Annotated in this window: 11 protein-coding genes and 2 pseudogenes; 5 read left to right on the top strand and 8 right to left on the bottom strand. The window is 42.5% G+C overall.

The annotated features are described in order from the left end of the window. Positions 1-80 precede the first annotated feature (80 nt). Together NSTCB13_RS32715 and NSTCB13_RS32710 are read left to right on the top strand one after the other, a co-directional pair. Entirely contained in the window at positions 81-404 is a 324-nt protein-coding gene (locus tag NSTCB13_RS32715; protein WP_448275192.1) for a hypothetical protein, read from the top strand. A 205-nt stretch (positions 405-609) separates the two neighbouring features. After that, on the top strand, positions 610-3027 hold the full coding sequence (locus NSTCB13_RS32710) for a two-partner secretion domain-containing protein (protein WP_448275190.1): 2418 nt from the start codon (positions 610-612) through the stop codon (positions 3025-3027). A gap of 867 nt (positions 3028-3894) precedes the next feature. Here NSTCB13_RS32710 and NSTCB13_RS32705 read toward each other — a convergent pair. After that, entirely contained in the window at positions 3895-4926 is a 1032-nt protein-coding gene (locus NSTCB13_RS32705) for a hypothetical protein (RefSeq protein ID WP_448275189.1), read from the bottom strand. Between the two features lie 281 nt (positions 4927-5207). On the opposite strand from NSTCB13_RS32705, the gene moaA reads away from it, so the two are divergent. After that, positions 5208-6194, top strand: a complete 987-nt coding sequence (gene moaA / locus NSTCB13_RS32700; protein ID WP_448275187.1) for a GTP 3',8-cyclase MoaA — start codon at positions 5208-5210, stop codon at positions 6192-6194. Positions 6195-6274: 80 nt separating this feature from the next. On the opposite strand, the pseudogene rpsD reads toward moaA, so the two are convergent. Further along, positions 6275-6884: pseudogene (gene rpsD / locus NSTCB13_RS32695) on the bottom strand (30S ribosomal protein S4). Between the two features lie 462 nt (positions 6885-7346). On the opposite strand from rpsD, the gene NSTCB13_RS32690 reads away from it, so the two are divergent. Then, a complete protein-coding gene (locus tag NSTCB13_RS32690; protein WP_448275186.1) occupies positions 7347-8036 on the top strand; it encodes a hypothetical protein in 690 nt (229 codons plus the stop codon). 198 nt (positions 8037-8234) lie between these two features. On the opposite strand, the gene NSTCB13_RS32685 is transcribed toward NSTCB13_RS32690, so the two are convergent. The 3 genes from NSTCB13_RS32685 to hetR form a co-directional block, all read right to left on the bottom strand. After that, on the bottom strand, positions 8235-8465 hold the full coding sequence (locus NSTCB13_RS32685; protein ID WP_448275184.1) for a hypothetical protein: 231 nt from the start codon (positions 8463-8465) through the stop codon (positions 8235-8237). Positions 8466-8614: 149 nt separating this feature from the next. Next, positions 8615-8779: a hypothetical protein gene (locus NSTCB13_RS32680; RefSeq protein ID WP_445631723.1), complete on the bottom strand. Its 165-nt coding sequence runs from the start codon at positions 8777-8779 to the stop codon at positions 8615-8617. Between the two features lie 353 nt (positions 8780-9132). Continuing rightward, positions 9133-10032 (bottom strand): heterocyst differentiation master regulator HetR, encoded by a 900-nt coding sequence (gene hetR, locus NSTCB13_RS32675; protein ID WP_445631722.1) that lies wholly within the window; start codon positions 10030-10032, stop codon positions 9133-9135. A gap of 243 nt (positions 10033-10275) precedes the next feature. Between hetR and NSTCB13_RS32670 the strand changes: the two genes are divergently transcribed. Then, positions 10276-10419 carry a hypothetical protein gene (locus tag NSTCB13_RS32670; protein WP_448267045.1) on the top strand — a complete coding sequence of 48 codons (144 nt, stop codon included), beginning with the start codon at positions 10276-10278 and terminating at the stop codon, positions 10417-10419. A gap of 1546 nt (positions 10420-11965) precedes the next feature. Here the strand turns inward: NSTCB13_RS32670 and NSTCB13_RS32665 are convergent. The 3 genes and pseudogenes from NSTCB13_RS32665 to NSTCB13_RS32655 all read right to left on the bottom strand — a co-directional run bounded on the left by NSTCB13_RS32665 (position 11966) and on the right by NSTCB13_RS32655 (position 17212). Continuing rightward, on the bottom strand, positions 11966-12202 hold the full coding sequence (locus NSTCB13_RS32665) for a hypothetical protein (protein WP_445631721.1): 237 nt from the start codon (positions 12200-12202) through the stop codon (positions 11966-11968). Between the two features lie 515 nt (positions 12203-12717). Beyond that, positions 12718-15120, bottom strand: a complete 2403-nt coding sequence (locus NSTCB13_RS32660; protein WP_448275182.1) for an EamA family transporter — start codon at positions 15118-15120, stop codon at positions 12718-12720. 831 nt (positions 15121-15951) lie between these two features. After that, positions 15952-17212, bottom strand: a pseudogene (locus NSTCB13_RS32655) (inorganic phosphate transporter). Positions 17213-17240: the final 28 nt, after the last annotated feature.

Here is a 17240-nt window from a genome sequence, read left to right as displayed (position 1 = left end):
GTACTAATCAAACTCACGTTAATTTAGTACATCACAAGATAAGTTCACATATTTACCAGTCTGCTAGGAGAGTCAAATTTATGGAATCTCAAACTTCACAGCAAGCAGTTATTGATCCTCAAAAACTAGATCAGTTACAAGACGAGTTGCAGCAGGAAATCAGTGAGAGTATAAATAACTCTAACTTAAGTAAAATACTAGAAAAGCATGGCCTATCTAAAGAAATTAGCTTGGAAATTAAATTTCAATATAGTATTGAGGTAAATCAAATTCAATTTAATAATATTAATATGGAACACCAAGCCCAGGGATTTTTACAACCAATTCCTGCTAAAGGCATGATGCAAATGTTTTGCTGTACGGATCAGCTTGGACGTTGTGTTAAGTGCCCAGAAAAGTTGTAAGGTAGCCACGCAAATGTCTCTCCACACTAGACAGACTTAATCTTTATATTTTATAAATTCAGATGTGTGTATAGCAATAGTGGAGCAATAAAGAACCTTCGTTCATCATGACATATAGTGATGATGTTAAGTCCCATTTGTATGTAAGTGCAGCATCACCGTTGTTGAGAAACTAATATTTCTTTGAAGAGGTTCATTACAGGGTATGAGTACTTTTTGGGGCTGGTTTCAAAGTCTAGGATTTGGGATAGGTGGTGTAATAGTTTTCTCTGTCAACTCTGCTATTGCCCAAATCACACAGGATGGTACTCTACCTACCATTGTTAAAACAGAAGGCAACACTATAACTATTGAAGGTGGAACGCAAGTAGAAAGTAATCTGTTCCATAGTTTTAAGGAATTTTCGGTTCTTAATGGAATTACAGCTGAGTTTAAAAATGCTGACAGTGTTCAAAACATTATAAGTCGGGTAACAGGTAAGTCTGCTTCTAATATTCAAGGCATTCTGAAAGCTAGTGGCACAGCTAACCTGTTTCTGATTAATCCTAATGGGATTATTTTTGGTCCCAATGCTTCTTTGCAAATAAATGGTTCATTTGTCGCTAGTACAGCAAGTAGTCTGAACTTTGCTGATGGTACCAAATTTAGTGCTATAAGTCCTCAGACTACACCCCTACTCACAGTGAGTGTTCCCTCTGGCTTACAATTTGGAGCAACTGCGGGTTTTATCCATAATCAATCTCAAGCTCCTAGTTTAATTAACGAAACTAAAAATGTTCTAGGTCAAAACGTTGGTTTACAAGTGCCGCCAAACAAAACCTTGGCACTTGTAGGTAGTGATATAGTCTTGGAGGGTGGCAACTTAACAGCACCTTCCGGACGAATTGAGCTAGGAAGTGTTGGTAGCAATAGTCTGGTTAGTCTCAACCTAACCAATCAAGGCTGGGCTTTGGGATATGAGGGTGTTCAGGATTTTCAGAACATTCAACTAATCCCGCGAACTGTTGACGGTTTCGAGTTTCCATCTACTGTAGATACCAGTGGCGAGGGAGGTAGTAATATTCAAGTCCACGGTAAAGACGTCTTACTCACTGGCGGTTCAGGCATCTGGGCTAGAACTTCAGGCTCGACATCAGGGGGAAATTTGGTGGTCACTGGTGCAGAGTCAGTGGAACTAATTGATCCCAATACAACCTTGAGGACTGGAACTTCTGGTAGCGGAAATGCTGGAGAATTAATAATCAATACTCGAAGGTTGATTGTCCAAAATAGTGCACAAGTAGGCACTTCTACCACAAGCATTGGAGAAGGAGGAAATTTGACAGTTAACGCCTCCGAGACAGTAGATATTATTGGTGGTAGTGATGCTTTTGATACTCTTACTGCATTGTTTAGTACTACTGCTGCTGATGGACTGGCAGGAAACGTAACAATAAACACAAAAAAATTAAGTGTACAAAATGGTGCAGGGGTTTCAACGGAGTCTACTCCATTATTGGATAACTTTAAAGTGATACCAGCTAATGGAAAAGGAGGGAATTTGACTGTGAATGCCTCCGAGTCCGTAGAACTAAGTGGAACTTCACCTGGAGGTAATTCTGGTGGACTGTTTGCTTCGGCTTCAAGGTACGGAAATGCAGGAACTGTTAACGTCTCCACAGGACAATTGATTGTCCGCGACGGGGCTGCAATTGCTGTGGATGTTAAGATTCTACCAAATGCAATTCCCTCAGAAGATACAAATATCATAGAAACACCAGGCGCACTAAATGTAACCGCTCGCTCCATCGTGCTCGACAACAAAGCAAAACTCACATCTAATAGTGAATCAGGTCAGGGCGGTAATATTTGGCTACATCTGCGGGACTTATTACTGATGCAGCGCGAAAGTAAAATAACCACTAACGCCAACGGTAATGGAGATGGTGGTAATATCACCATCAATGCACCAAATGGCTTTCTTGTCGCCAGCCCCTTAGGAAATAACGATATCACCGCCAACGCCATCTCTGGCTCTGGTGGAAAAATCACCATCACCACTAAGAACATCTTTGGTTTTGTGCCCCCCACTCGTGCAGACGTACAGAGACTTGATCCAAAGGAAATCGACCCGAATAACCTGCTAACAAATGACATCACGGCGTTTTCTCAGCAAAACCCTTCATTAAATGGCACTGTACAAATCAACTCACCGGATGCTGACCCCAGTAAAGGATTAGTGGAATTACCCGTAAATCTGGTTGATGCTTCGCGGCAAATTGTTGCTAGTTGTAGTTCTGGTGGAAAAATAGCAAGAAATTCATTTATTACTACTGGACGTGGAGGAGTAGTAGCCGATCCCACGGAGCCATTGATAGCTGATGATGCTGTACTAGCAGATTGGATCGCGCTCCCTCCAGAGAGTCAGAATCGTGCTGGCGGTATTCAGAAAAGAGCCGTTGTTCAGGCGCAGCGAAACACAAAAAAATCACAGAAAGTTAATTTTGTCAATGAACCTACTCAAATTGTAGAAGCCCAAGGCTGGGTAATGGATGCCAATGGAAATGTAGTTCTGGTTGCTCAAGTACCAACTGCGACGCCCCATAACTCCTCGCTCACCTCTAAATCTTGCCCTGCTAATTAGGCGTGAGTTCGACAAACCTCTCCCTACTTTGAACTATGGTTCAAGCTTGTCCTTCTTTGATCTAAAGAGGGACAGGTTTTGCGTAGTAATACCAGAGAGAGGTATTTGTTTTTTAAGTTGTTTTAGGATAAACGCAATCAGCAAATACGTAGGTGTAGCCAGCCGTAGGCATCGCCGAAATAACAAATGAGTACGTCGAAATAGCAAATGAGTACGCCAAAATAGCAAATGAGTACGCCAAATTAACAAATGAGTTCGCCAAAATAGCAATTGCGTACGCCAAATTAACAAATGAGTTCGCCAAAATAGCAATTGCGTACGCCAAATTAACAAATGAGTTCGCCGAAATAGCAATTGCGTACGCCGTAGCAAATGAGTTCGTAGCGTCTGGGTAAGGAGAGGGAGGAGTAACGAGTAAGGAAGCTTTTTGCTCCCCTCTCCTGGTAGGCTACCGTGTACACACATCTCTAAAAATCCTACCCACCCAATATGTTCAAGTGAAAGTCCCACACTGAGCAAATATCCCGCCCAGAACTAAAGTTCCGGGCTGATAGTTAAAGTCCTCTAAAAGAGGACTAAACTAAATTTCTTGTTTAGTCCTCTTTTAGAGGACTTGCGTTATGAGACTCGGAATTTATTCCGAGGCGGGATAGATACACTGCACCAACACTTGTGTGTACACCGTAGCCTGGTAGGAGAGGGGCTGGGAGAGAGGTCAAAATAGCACTCGTCGAACTCACGTCATATTAGATGACCCACAAACCCAAACTTATCCCAGTGAAGGGAAAGAGGAAAGCAGGAGGAGAATAACTCCTAACTCCTAACTCTTGTACAGACGCGATTAATCGCGTCTCTACTCCCCACTCCCTAATTCGTTTCCTGAATTTGCAAACGAACAGTGTGTTCAGTCGCACCACTAAGTTGCAATTCCATGATTTCACCACCCAGAGGTTCCAAGCAACTGAGGAGCGATCGCAAGTTGGGTGTACTTGCACCAGTATCTACATATAATCGATCTGCTAAATTACCGATCCGTTTCCAAGTCATGTACAATTTAGCGATCGTTTGTTCAATCTGCGATGCTTGATTTACCAAATCAGCAGCAATGCTCAAACAGCCAACCCTTTGCGCTTCTTCTAAAGCTGTTTCAATATCAACATTCTCCTGCGTTAGCGCCTGAACTTGAGCCGCCCCTTTAAGATATTTCGCCAAGTTACGCGCTTCGCTAGTTACCTGTTTGAGGGTATCCACATCAGGATTGGCAGCTATTTCCTTCTGGATAAACTTTTGATGCGATTCTGGCAGTTTTTCCATTTCCTTCACCAGTGGGGCAATGTAGCGCGGGGGAAGGGTGTTATCTGCGGCTTTTTCTTTAACGGCTTCGGGTAATAAATCTGAGGACATGGCTGTCCATTCATCATTGAGTTGACGCACTTCTCGCCTAGTGATGCGATCGCCTTTTTGGGCAGCTTCACTCACCATCTGTTGTACTTCTGGGACTGCTTTGGAGGTTTCGACAAATGCCCGTTTACTGAAGTTGTTCACAGATCCGGGGTCAAGTTTACCGTCTTCAATCAGAGTATCGGCACTATTCGCCAATTGTATCCAGGAGTATGCTTGACTTTTACTGATTTCCCGCTCTTTTAGCCATCGCAAAAAGCCAGTACCGCGTCCGTCACCACCGACTTTTTCTCTGTCGCGGATCGCCCGTAAAATTCGTCCCCGCCAGATTTCAGTTTGCAAATCAAAGCGATCGCATACCTGCCAAGCTATTTCTAGCTGCTGTTGAAAATCTGACTCTAGAATCTGTTCATCTTCTGGATCGGGCAGTTCAAAGCTGATATCGGCTGGCTGTTGTAAAGCAGCAGCAAGGTCGTTGATGGAGTCGGTATCTTGCACGATTGATGACTAACTAGTGGATGCGATCGGCTTATTATGCCACAATCTGTGGACTCTCACTTAAGGGGGAGTACGGTATTTTGAGTTACAACAAAGATAGTAGGAAAGGGGTAAAGAACTTCCAAGCAAAAAAATATTCAATCGCAGAGGGACAAGGGGGACAAGGGGACAAGGAAGAAAGAAGTCTAATTGAGTAGACAAATTGGATAATTTATTTTTTGGAGTTCCATAAACCACCTTTGTAAAGTCTTTAATTAATCAGAGACAATAAAAATAAAACGATGAACCAGGTAGACTACCTCCGCATTAGCTTAATCGATCGCTGCAATTTTCGTTGTCAGTACTGTATGCCAGAGGGAGTAGAACTGGATTATATTCTCAAGCAACAGTTATTGACTGATGAAGAACTACTCACCTTAATTCAAGAGGTCTTTATTCCAGTAGGCTTTACCCGATTTCGTTTGACTGGGGGGGAACCCTTATTGCGTCCGCGTGTGGTGGATTTGGTAGGTGCGATCGCAACTTTACCCCAAACGCAAGATATCTCAATGACCACCAACGGGTTTTTGCTGGCTCCGATGGCACAAAGCCTTTATAATGCTGGTCTGCGACGAATTAATATTAGTCTAGACTCTCTCGATCCCGATATTTTTGACCAAATTATTGGTAATCAGGGGCGTTCTCGTTGGCAACAAGTTTGGCAGGGGATTCAAGCTGCCCATCAAGTCGGATTCGACCCCCTGAAGCTGAATGTGGTGGTGATTTCTGGGGTTAATGACCACGAAGTTCTCGATTTAGCCGCCCTGACAATTGATAAACAGTGGCACGTTCGATTTATTGAATTTATGCCCATTGGTAATGTACATTTATTTGGCGATCGCGGTTGGGTATCTTCAGCCGATTTACGAGAACGTATTCGCGATCGCTGGGGCTTGACAGAATCACAAGTTCGTGGTGCTGGCCCTGCTGATGTCTTTCAAATTCCCAATGCGAAGGGGACACTAGGATTTATTAGTCAGATGTCGGAATGTTTTTGCGATCGTTGTAATCGGATGCGCCTGAGTGCTGATGGCTGGCTGCGTCCCTGTCTATTGAATGAAACTGGTCAAATAGATTTAAAAACTGCCCTGCGTTCTGGTGTCAGCACCGCTAAATTACAAGAGCAGGTCAGAGATTTACTCGCAAATAAGCCAGAAATTAACTTTAAAGGGCGTGATTCTGGCATTTTAGGTGCATATACTCGCACCATGTCGCAAATTGGCGGTTGAAAAAAGTTAGGAGTTAAAAGTGAGGAGTTAGAAATTATCGTCTTGCAACTCCTAACTCATAACTCCTAACTCCTAACTGTTTAAGCTTGTCGTGAGTAGTATTCCACCACAAGTAGTTCATTAATTTGTAATGCCACCCATTCGCGCTCAATAACGCTATTGACTTTACCAACCAATTTATTTTTGTCAAACTCCAAATGACTGGGGAGGTTTGCCAAACCGGGATATTGCAAGTTAGCTTCCACCAATTTCCGTGATTGTGCCCGATCTCTGACGGCAATTGTTTCACCAGGACGGCATTGGTAGCTGGCAATGTTCACCACACGACCGTTAACAGTTACGTGACCCGTGATTTACCAATTGACGAGCGGCTGGGATAGTTGGAGCTATACCTAAGCGGAAAACGGTATTATCCAAGCGCATCTCTAGCAATTGCAACAGTACTTGTCCGGTAGAACCAGTAACACGTCTGGCTTTCCGCACATAGCGGAGCAATTGCTTTTCAGTCAAACCGTAGTTGAAGCGGAGCTTTTGCTTTTCCTCTAGACGGATAGCATATTCAGAGCGCTTCTTGCGATTCTGGCCATGCTGCCCAGGTGGGTAAGCGCGTCTGGCACTTTTACGAGTTAATCCTGGTAAGTCGCCCAAGCGGCGGACAATTCTGAGGCGGGGCCCTCTATATCGGGACATGAGTTTCCTTAATCTAATCCTGTTTAAACTTTACCGAAACATTCCATTTTGACACTCCCCTAATTGTTAATCAGGGGATTCTTGGTTTTTTGAAGCTGCTTACCGAGGTAAGACGTATCTCACCAAGGTAGACGCATCGATTTTTGCGCCAGTTGCTTTTAATCGGTAAACCCGACAAACTAGCCTCCAAGCCTGAATTCCGACCTGTCACGCCGTACTTCTGCCCATAAGTTTTTTGTGTTTATTTAGTTTCGTAGGCTACTCAATCATCAGATTGGTTTACGCAGTATTCTTACTCTGAAATACTTTTTACGTTGCCTACTTATCTTTCAAACAGCTATATTAACACAATTTTCGACATAATTAATTATGTCCATACTTTACTACCTCTGAAATTCTTAGATTACAGAGGATTTTTAAGATATTTGAGTTAGCATAACTTTGGGTGTTTGGAGAATGGCAATGTCAATGAGCAAAAAAGTGGTTAGCAGAGTTAAGAACAAACAAGGCAGTTCCACCTCCAGGATTTTAACATTACCAGTTTTGGCTATAGCTGGATGTTTAACAATCTTGCCTAATGTGGCTGTTGCTGCCTCTTACAGGAATGATTATAGTGTCTGTGCGGGTCGCCTACTGAGTGTGGGTGTAAAGGCAGAAGCGGCATCAGCAGGTTGTGCAGCAGCATTGCGTCCAAGAGATTTGGCTGCTTGCGTGGTGAAAATTGATAAGGAAACCCAAATTGCTGCAACGGATGCGCTTTTTTCTTGTGGGAAGGCCCGGCGTCCTGAAGAGTTAGCAACCTGTGTAGTTGGTGTTAGCTTAAGTACTAAGGAAGAAGCTAATCCGACAGTTTTAGATTATTGTGGACGCAGTTTGTTACCCGTGCGCTTTGGTCAGTGTGTGGTTGGCTTACGTAGCCAAATCGACCTTCCCGCTACTCAAGCGCTAGATACTTGTATCAGTGCTGCTGATAGTGTTATCGGTGCTTCATCTTCGTCTACACAGCCAACTATAATTCCTGAGGGTTCAAGTCCAAATTTAGAAACTACCCCATTTCCAAACCAACCGGTTGTTCCAACTCAACCAGTTATTCCAACTCAACCAGTTATTCCAACCCAACCAGTTGTTCCAACTCAACCGGGCACTAATTAGATTACAGTGCTTTGTGTAATTGATATACAGGTTGAATTTAGAGTGGCTATTTGCCAACCTGATTCAGGCACTACCAAAAAATAAATTATCCGATTTTAATTTGTAGGTTGGGTTGAGCAACAGCGAAACCCAGCCTTATATATTTACAATGCTTCAACCTGACTGGATAATTTACCTTTGTTGACTGTATAGTTTTGGTTAGGCAATGACAGTAATATTTACATTAGTTACTATTGCCTGATTCGAGAACTGGGCGATTTGAACTTGTGCAGCTTTACCAATCCCATCTGCGTCAAAAAAAAGATTACCGATCGATACGCTTGGCTTTGTGAAAAATTGTAGGTTGGGTGAAGCAAAGCGCAACCCAACAAAGCTATGAAAATGTTGGGTTACTCTTCGATAAGCCCCTTCGGGGTCTACGTTTTTCAAACCCCACTTGCTTCTCCCTTAGCGCAACGCCTCTGTCAAAAGGAGAAGAGAGACGCGCAGCGTGAAGCTTGCTTCCCTAAAGGGGTACAAGTCGGGAAACCGCAAAGGCGCAGTGCCTCGCCAACCTACACAACTTAAGGTTTTTGGTGCTAACCCAAGCGTATTAAATTATCGGTAGTTCGATCGTAGAGAAAGCGATCGCTTTGTCGCACTAGTTCCAAGTCGGAACAAGCTGGAATTAAAGCAATAATAGTTACTATATTTCTTACTTTGGTGTTTATATCATCATCGAAAGGTTGAAGAAGTTTCAGCATCTCGCCCAAAAAAGCCGTCTTTTTGCCCTTCTCAATGATGCCAACACCCGATCTTATCTAGACTACAAAGATATCACGCGAACCTTCAGGCGGATTGTACACTAATGCAACTTTTGTCAAACGTTGTATTAAGTAGGATAAACTTCGGTAGCACTTCTGCCACTTGTGGGCATACGATACCTAGCACTGTTCCCATGTCCACTGACCAGATAAGCATTTCATTCAAATAAATGAAAAACATTATAATTCTCCTCTCCAACGCAAAGAGGAGTTGGAGAGAGGTTAGTTGAACTCACGTCAGTTTTTCAGCTTTGGGAATTTAGGATTTTGCACAGTTTGTACAGTTAGTTGTACTAGTCTTCTCTTTCACCAAAAGCTGTCTGTAAAACCACTGCAATACCACCATCTTGATGATATTTGTCTGCCCAGGCACGGATAACTTCATCCAATTCTTCCATAGCCCGATCCATTTTTTCTGGGAGGATATCAAGTTCTTCCAGCAAGCGCATGGCATTTCGTCGCCGTTCTGCCCAATTTTTCATCATGCGAAAATACCGAGCGGTATCTTCCACGGTGATGTGTGTACGTTCTTCATCGTCTGTTGGGGTATAAGAAAGACGGGTTAGCGCGTAGAAGGGCATTCCCCAAGGAGAATCAATCCGCGTTACTGTTCCTGAGTAAAGCAGACGGCGCTTGATATGCTCGCCCAAAGCTTCACTCAAAGGCATTTGGTGTTCTGCTGGTAAGTCTTCTTGCGATCGCTTGTGTAAAAACTCGATCAAATCCAGAAACTCAAAGGAGCTAACTAACTGAGCATCAGGTAGATTACTTGGTAGTTTCTGCTCAATTTGTCTTTTTTCTTCACTTGTCAGATTAGTACCAGGAACGCGCGATCGCCCCGGTTGCCAAGGATATTTTTCTAGCCAGACATAAGGCAATTGAATTAAATAGCGAGGTTCTTGAGAACCCAGCATTTTTAACAGTTTGCCTTCTGTTAGTGCCTGCCTGACTTCTTCTACAATAATTTTTACTCGTTTTGGCTCCAAGTGGTGCAAATGCCCTGTCATCCGCAGGTTTTGTCCCTGCTCTAGATAGGTCATGTAAATTGCACACTTTGCTGCTGTTGCGGCTGCGTCTAAAAATGCCCCATGCCTGTGCCCACTCGTCCGCATGGCACTAAAAGCCAGATAAAGCATGATCTGATCCATCGCACTGGGGTCAAGACGTTTGATCAGATCTATGTCGTTACTCATATTACAGACAATTGAATAGCACGTTTACACAATTTTAATCGAGTGAAAATAAGTAGTACACACCTGGCTGAAAGCTGTCTTTACTTCAAACTATATTAGTATGCGATAACGATGATATCGGTGGTAGCGCAAACTACCATTTTCGCATCTTTCCTGGTTAAAAAGCAGAGTTGCTAGTTGTGACTATAACTGTCTGAAGCATTTAACCGGGAAATTAGAGACACCACCAAATCTAGTTTAACGGTGGTTTATGTCCCAACAGTCAACTATGCTGCAATTCATCTCCAAAGCCTTTCAGTTTTCTGGTTTTTTTCATCTTTCAAGAGCAACAACGTCAAGCTGCTTACACCTAATGATGGTGCTGTGCCGATTCAGAATAAAAACTAGTTTGCACAGTTAATCTGGGATATTTGTTACTAGAAAAAGATGCTTTTTTGCCACTTTGGCGAATTATTTGTAGTACACAATTGACTAGAAATAATTGGGAATTGTCTCAAAACAAATCGCTTACCAGGTGTAGCCACATTTAGAGGTTGAGCTATACAGCCCGTTGTCAACTATCATTTTGTTCACAACCTCCAGTGATGTCTCGGTAATATGAGCCGTTGGCTTGAGGAAAGATAGTAGACATTAAGTAGAGCAAATAATTCCAATTTCAAAATACCTGTTGTTTTTCAAATATTGTTCTATATCATATCACCATTTTTTCGTTTTGAAATAAAATTGTGCATTTTAAAGTTTATAAATGATGACTATTTAAATATTTTATATTCTGCTTAAATCAAGGTTTGATGATATTTTAGATCTATCCTAAATCCCACTTTTATTTATTATTTTATATATGATGAGTGGACACAAAAAGCCGCGATTACTTCCGACTCAATCGCGTAGATATAAGGCTTTGCTGCTCGTGCTAATAACCGAAAGATTAGTTAATAGCTATACATATAATAAGACATCTTGGGTTCCATCCGATGATTGTTTAGAGTTTTTTTTGCCATAAATTTATATTTCTTTCATGAAAGAATTTTAAATTTTGATGATTTAACTAATTTCTTGGCTACTTTCAAGTATGTTTTACCTCGCTATTTTATATATTTCAGAGACTTAAATTACGTAGATAGTTTGTCGCGAGAAAAGAGTGAGAATCCGTAGTAAGCTACGATAAAAGCTTCTTTTTCTGGGTGTTTTGGCGATCGCAGATTAAGTTGACTTGTATAAAACGATAGAAATAAAGATACCATTTTACAAAACACAATTAGTAAATGGGTGTGAATAATTAAAGATTTGTAGTGACTTAGTGCAGTCTGGGAGGCTTCCTAATTAAGGACAAATAAAACGGAACAATAAGGACTTTAGCTCTCACTACAAGGCAATTTCATGTAATTTACATTGCTTAACATAAGTTAGTCTATTCTTGCCCACTTACTTTGCCTCCCATACTGAAAAAACAGGTAGGTCGACCGCCTAATATCAACTAAGTACGTTTGGCTTGAAAAAACGAGTTCCTCTAAGCATTTCTGCGACTTCTCCATCTCTTAGTTCCAAAATATGCTGCAATAGTCTTAACTCCTTGGGAATATTCTCTCTGAGCAAGTACTTATGCTCGTACTACTCATGTTGCTTACATATACGTGTTTTCCCTACCTGTATCAGGCTAAATTCCTAAAAATATATTACAAGTCGATTTATTCTGAATACTGCTTGCCGATCTATTAAGTGTTATAGCAAGAGGCAGCTTTGCAGGAGGCAGTGTTTCGACTCCCAACTCTTGGAGAGGCTGCACTTCGACTCATTTCGGCTACGCGGTAGTTGAATCTCGACTTACTTCGACTACGCTCAGTACAAGTCGCTCGATTACCGCGCAGCGATGCACTGAGCGCAGTCGAAGTGTCGAAACTCAATGACCAACGCTCTGTTACCACGCCAACGACTACGCGGTAGTTGAATCTCGACTTACTTCGACTAAGCGGTAGTTGAATCTCGACTTCGCTCGATTACCACGCAGTCGAAACTCAGTACAAGTCGCTCGATTACCGCGCAGCGATGCACTGAGCCTGTCCTGAGCGTAGCCGAAGGGCGCAGTCGAAGTGTCGAAACTCAGGGCAAGTCGCTCAACAACCATGCTGGAGGTAAAAACCTTGCTATTTCTGAGATTTCCGCTTGTCATTATGTCCTAATCTACCTGGCAACTGCTATAGCAGGGGACAGGGAACAGGTGACAGAGGACAGGGTTGAAAGTCTCTTGGTGTCTAGGTTCTATATTCAGTTTATGTCCTAACCTACCTGGCGATCGCTATATATCTGCACCCAATACTCCTTGGGTTTTGGATTTTAAACTGGAATTTGGTTTTGGGAAAAGGTTATACCAATTCAAAATTCAAAATTAGGAAAGCTAGACAGGACAAAGGTATGTCCGTATGTATCTGTCGCATTCTTTTTTAAAATTGGTATCAAAGGTTTTTTCTTTCCCCTTTCCCATTCCCCTTTTCGCGTTAACCGACAAGTATTGTATCTGCACCTATACAGCATTCTGAAATTATTCGTAAAAACTTAAATCCCCAACTTCTTTGAGAAGTCGGGGATCTTGAAGTTACAAGTGAGTGCATTAGCGTCAAGATTGATGCTGAGAGTGATGGGGAGTAAAGTAGCTCCTATCACTCTTAAGCTGATTGAACTCGCCATTTAATTCGTGGGACTAGAGGATTTAACCTGATTTCGCATTGTTTCAAAGCTGAAAGCAGCCGCGCCAAAGGTTACAAATAACACTCCCAGAATTTGCACAATATCCAAATTTTCTTGAATGATTAACCCAGCGAAAATCACGGTTAAAACTGGGATGCTACCACCGATGAGCGCCGATCGCGAGGCACCTAGTTTACTAATACCAACATTATTAAGCAAATAACCTGCAAGGGTCAGCACGCCTAAAATAAACGCGCTTAAAACCAATTCCAGCATTTTCGAGGGGTCAACTACTACCAAGTTCCAACTGCTGGGCAAAGGTAGCATCAAACAGATAAAGCTCAACAACAACATGGTAGTGAAGTTGATTAAAGTAAAAGTCACCGGATGGAGTTTGCTAGCACAGACTCGCGTCAGAATTATGTAGGCACCAAAAGCCACACCCGAAAGAATGGCAGTGCTGCTTCCTATTGAAGTATTACCGATACCGATGCTGGGAGAACCTCCTAAAACCAACAATTCACCGCAGCAAATCGCGGCGATCGCGGCGATGCGGAATAGAGTGGGGCGATCGCGAAACAGAAACCACGAAAATAGACCGCTAACCATTGGATAGATAAAGAACAGTGCGATCGCCATTCCCGTTGTGACTTGAGCGATCGCAATATAGATTAATACCTGAGATAAAAACAAAAAGCAGCCACTCACAATTGACAACACCAAAATCTGCTTGGTAGCGGCATTGGCAGGTGTGGAATTTCCTCGGACTGAAGCAGACAAGTTATCCAAATCTTGCCACAGTCTTGGATGCAATATCGGAGACAAAAGTACCATTAGTGGTACGACTACCATAAACCGTAGCGTCAAAATTAACAGAGTATTGCCCAAAGTCGGCGGTAGCAATTGCTCTACCTCTAATACTCCAAAAATCTGGGAACCTTCATGGAAAATCACCTTGATGGCTACGTTGTAAAGTGACGACACCACTGCCGATAAGACGATCAAAAACAAACCGATTCTGAGTGTCGATAACCCAGAAGAATTAGGCGATCGCGATTGTGGGGGTTTTGCTTCCACCTGCGCTTCTGGCGCAGTGGTCGATGAGGATTCAGCTGTACTTTGCGATGCGTTCTTACGGCGGACAGAAAGTGGTTCAGTAGGAATCTTGAGAGAAGGTCGGATTATTCTCGGCTGTAGCACAGATGTGAGCAAAGACTCTGATTTCGTTTCGTCTTCCGGCGATTCCTGATTGAGGACAGAAATTGGCTCGGTGGCATTATCCTTTGGTGGCGGAACTACAGCCGCAGTAGATTCTGATGGCGTTTCTCTTACCGACAAATCCTTGCTTGGATTCGCGGTATTTTCTCTAACAATCGGCGGCTCTAGTGTTGTTTCTTTTGGCGACAAATCCTTACTGGGAGAAGAAATTGGATTCGCGGTATTTTCTCTAACAATCGGCGGCTCTGGTGTTGTTTCTTTTGGCGACAAATCCTTGCTGGGAGAAGAAATTGGATTCGCGACGTTTTCTTTAACAATTGGTGGCTCTGATGTTATTTCCCTTACCGATGCATCCTTGCTGGGAGAAGAAATTGGATTTGCGGTGTTTTCTCTAACAGTCGGTGGTTCTAATGTTGTTTCCCTTGGTGAAAATTGATTGGAGATTGGGGAAATTGGCTCAAGGGAATTTCTTACTACTTCCTCAAACTCTGGCAGGGATGTTTCAACAGAACTGTTTTTTTCTGGCTCCCTAAACTGCAAAACAGTAGGTATACCTGCTGTTGCTGATTTGCGTGAAGTTTCTTCTATAGTTTTTTCTAGTTCTCCATGCAGGCGGTTAACAAACTCCGCCAAAATCGTTTCCCCTTGCTGCTGCTGGCTATACATCCGTGACAGCTGTTGGGAAAGATTACTTTGATAGTTCTTCAGTTCCTGTTGTAAGGAATTAAAGGTAACAGTAACAGTGTCATCGAGACTGTCAAACATGTGTTCGACTTTTTCATTGATTTCACCGACTACATTGCTGCTCACTTCAGCAGACTTCAACGCCGCTTGTTCGTAAGATTTGCCCTCTATGCTTTGATTAGCTAAAGTTGTCAGAGAGGATTGCAGTTGTGAAGATATATGCTTTGCCAGAACTTCTGCCAGTTGCCGAATTAATACTTGCTGCTCGGTGATTTGGCGCACTTGTTGTAAATGCTCTTTTTCCTCTACCAAGCTTTGAATCTCATCAGATAACCGATTTTTTTCTGACTGAAGCCGCTTTACGTCTTCCTGCAAGCCTCTGAGGACATTCTGCTGAAGATTTTCTAAGTCTTCAACTAAAGCCCAAAGAGCATTTTCTGCTGCTCTAGATAGCTCCCCTCTGACTCTTGGGTTTTCTGGTTGCTTCTCGAATCGCCCCATTAGCTTCTAACCTCTAATACTTTGACGATAAAGCTGCTTCCCGTACACTTTATTGGCGGTCATCCTAATTTCCTGTATTTTGTCAGATAAATTAAAAATTTTAACAGCACTTCCGCATTTCAACGTAATTCTGTCATACTAGACACAAGTTAGCAAAGCATCTAAGTTTGCCAACACAGCTGACTACACCGTGTTCTCTTCAGTATTGATAAGTATTTAACCATTAGATTTGGAATTTTAGTGAGGTAGCACCCGTCTCAATACTGCTCGGTTAACCATTTTTAACTGGCCATTGGGTTTGGGGAAAAGGTTAAAGGGTAAAGGTTAAAGGTTAAAGGTTAAAGGTTTTTTCTTTCTCCTTTTCCCCAAAACCCGAAAAGTATTAGATCGCCACGCCTGGAAGTGCCTTAAATAGGAACTTTTTTATTTTTGGTCAGTTTAATTTTCATAAATTATTTGCCAATGAAATTTTACTTTTAAAGAAATCTCACTCCAAATAAATATTTATTGTTTTGCTGCCAACAATAATTGTCAAAGATTCACAGATGCGTGTGCGTAGGCGACTTGTCGCTAGATATCCCCACCAAATTGTCTGACTTGCGAAACTAACTGTAAATTTGTGTGGAATGTAACTGGTGTGACAGTTTATATCTCTAAACGGGGATTAAAGTATCCTTCTGTGGAAATTCTAAGTTACGTTATCCCCTGCACAACATTCTAATGAATGAGCAACAATTCTGCAAAAGCACGCTTTTTTTGGCGTTGTTGCAGTCTGGGTTTTGCTTTGAGTAAATTCCAATAGAGGAAAAGTTGGGAAAATATTAATAATTCTTAGAAGAATAAAATTCGGGCGATGCTGAAAATGGCAGCGCTAAGGACAGCACTCACGGGGATTGTAATTAGCCATGCGGCAGCAATACCTTTTAGTGTTTGAAACTTAATCGACTTGAGATTTTGCACTAGTCCAATACCAACTACACCGCCGACGAGAGCGTGAGAGGTGGAGACTGGTAAACCTAGCCGGGAAGCAATAAGTATGGTGGTAGCAGTTGCCAGTTCGGCACAAAATCCACTACTGGGTTGCAAGGCAATGATGTTTTCGCCAATGGTAGCAATAACTTTTTTTCCCCAGACAGCTAAACCACCAACAATACCAGCACCACCAAGGATTAAAATCCAAAGCGGGATAGTTATACCATCAGTAGGTACGCTACCAGTGCGATTGATGTAAACGATCGCAGCTAAAGGAGCGATCGCATTTCCCACATCATTAGAACCGTGAGCAAAGGCGACAAAGCAAGCACTTAGGAGTTGGAATCGACCGAATAATCTTTCTACGGGATTTGGGAGTATTTCTCCCTTGTCTCCCTTATCTCCCAATTGTCGCCAACTAATGATTGTGAGTCCAACTGCTGCGATTGCACCTGTTAACAGAGGGATGTCGTAAGCAGGGATTGTAAAACCAACTTGCTCAATTACAAAATTGGTTAGCGGTTCTGTGAGCGATGGTAAGACAATTACGCCGAATATACCTAGCAGCGCAGTGCTTAACCAGGGAATCCACTCTTGTAACTGGACTATTTGATTGGGTCGATCTAAAATCCAGTGCTTGATTTGACTGTAAAATAAAGCGGCGATCGCACCACTAATTAATGGCGTTAAAATCCAGCCAATGGTAATTAAGCCAATTGATGACCAATCAATTGCATTTACTCCCAAAGCTACCCAACTAAATCCAGCGATCGCACCAACAACCGCATGAGAAGATGAGACTGGTAAACCGCGTGATGTGGCAATTTGCAACCACACACCACAGGATATTAATACCGTTACCATCCCAGTAACTAATATTTGGGGTGTAGCTGCGAATAAAGCGGGATTAGCAATTTTCGTTGCGAGAGTTTCCGTTACCTCATGTCCCAAACAACACAGCACCCGTAAACTCTAATACCCCAGCAATTATTAGTGCTTGTTTGAGAGTGACAGCTTTGGAACCTACAGAGGTTCCCATCGCATTAGCGACATCGTTTGCTCCGAGATTCCAGGCGACGTAGAAAGCTAGTAGAGCGACGAAAAGTAGAGTAATAAGCATTTTGTTGCGGACAAGGGGAAAGTGAGAG

It is taken from the genome of Nostoc sp. DSM 114160 (genome assembly GCF_053470305.1).
The sequence above is the reverse complement of the archived record's forward strand: the minus strand, read 5'-3'. Positions and strand labels throughout refer to the sequence as shown.

Excerpts from the sequence above, each read along its gene's own strand:
- NSTCB13_RS32715 (WP_448275192.1), top strand. The coding sequence starts at position 81 with ATGGAATCTCAAACTTCACAGCAAGCAGTTATTGATCCTCAAAAACTA.
- NSTCB13_RS32710 (WP_448275190.1), top strand. The coding sequence starts at position 610 with ATGAGTACTTTTTGGGGCTGGTTTCAAAGTCTAGGATTTGGGATAGGT.
- NSTCB13_RS32680 (WP_445631723.1), bottom strand. The coding sequence starts at position 8,779 with ATGCTGAAACTTCTTCAACCTTTCGATGATGATATAAACACCAAAGTA.
- NSTCB13_RS32690 (WP_448275186.1), top strand. The coding sequence starts at position 7,347 with ATGTCAATGAGCAAAAAAGTGGTTAGCAGAGTTAAGAACAAACAAGGC.
- NSTCB13_RS32660 (WP_448275182.1), bottom strand. The coding sequence starts at position 15,120 with ATGGGGCGATTCGAGAAGCAACCAGAAAACCCAAGAGTCAGAGGGGAG.
- hetR (WP_445631722.1), bottom strand. The coding sequence starts at position 10,032 with ATGAGTAACGACATAGATCTGATCAAACGTCTTGACCCCAGTGCGATG.
- moaA (WP_448275187.1), top strand. The coding sequence starts at position 5,208 with ATGAACCAGGTAGACTACCTCCGCATTAGCTTAATCGATCGCTGCAAT.
- NSTCB13_RS32665 (WP_445631721.1), bottom strand. The coding sequence starts at position 12,202 with ATGACAAGCGGAAATCTCAGAAATAGCAAGGTTTTTACCTCCAGCATG.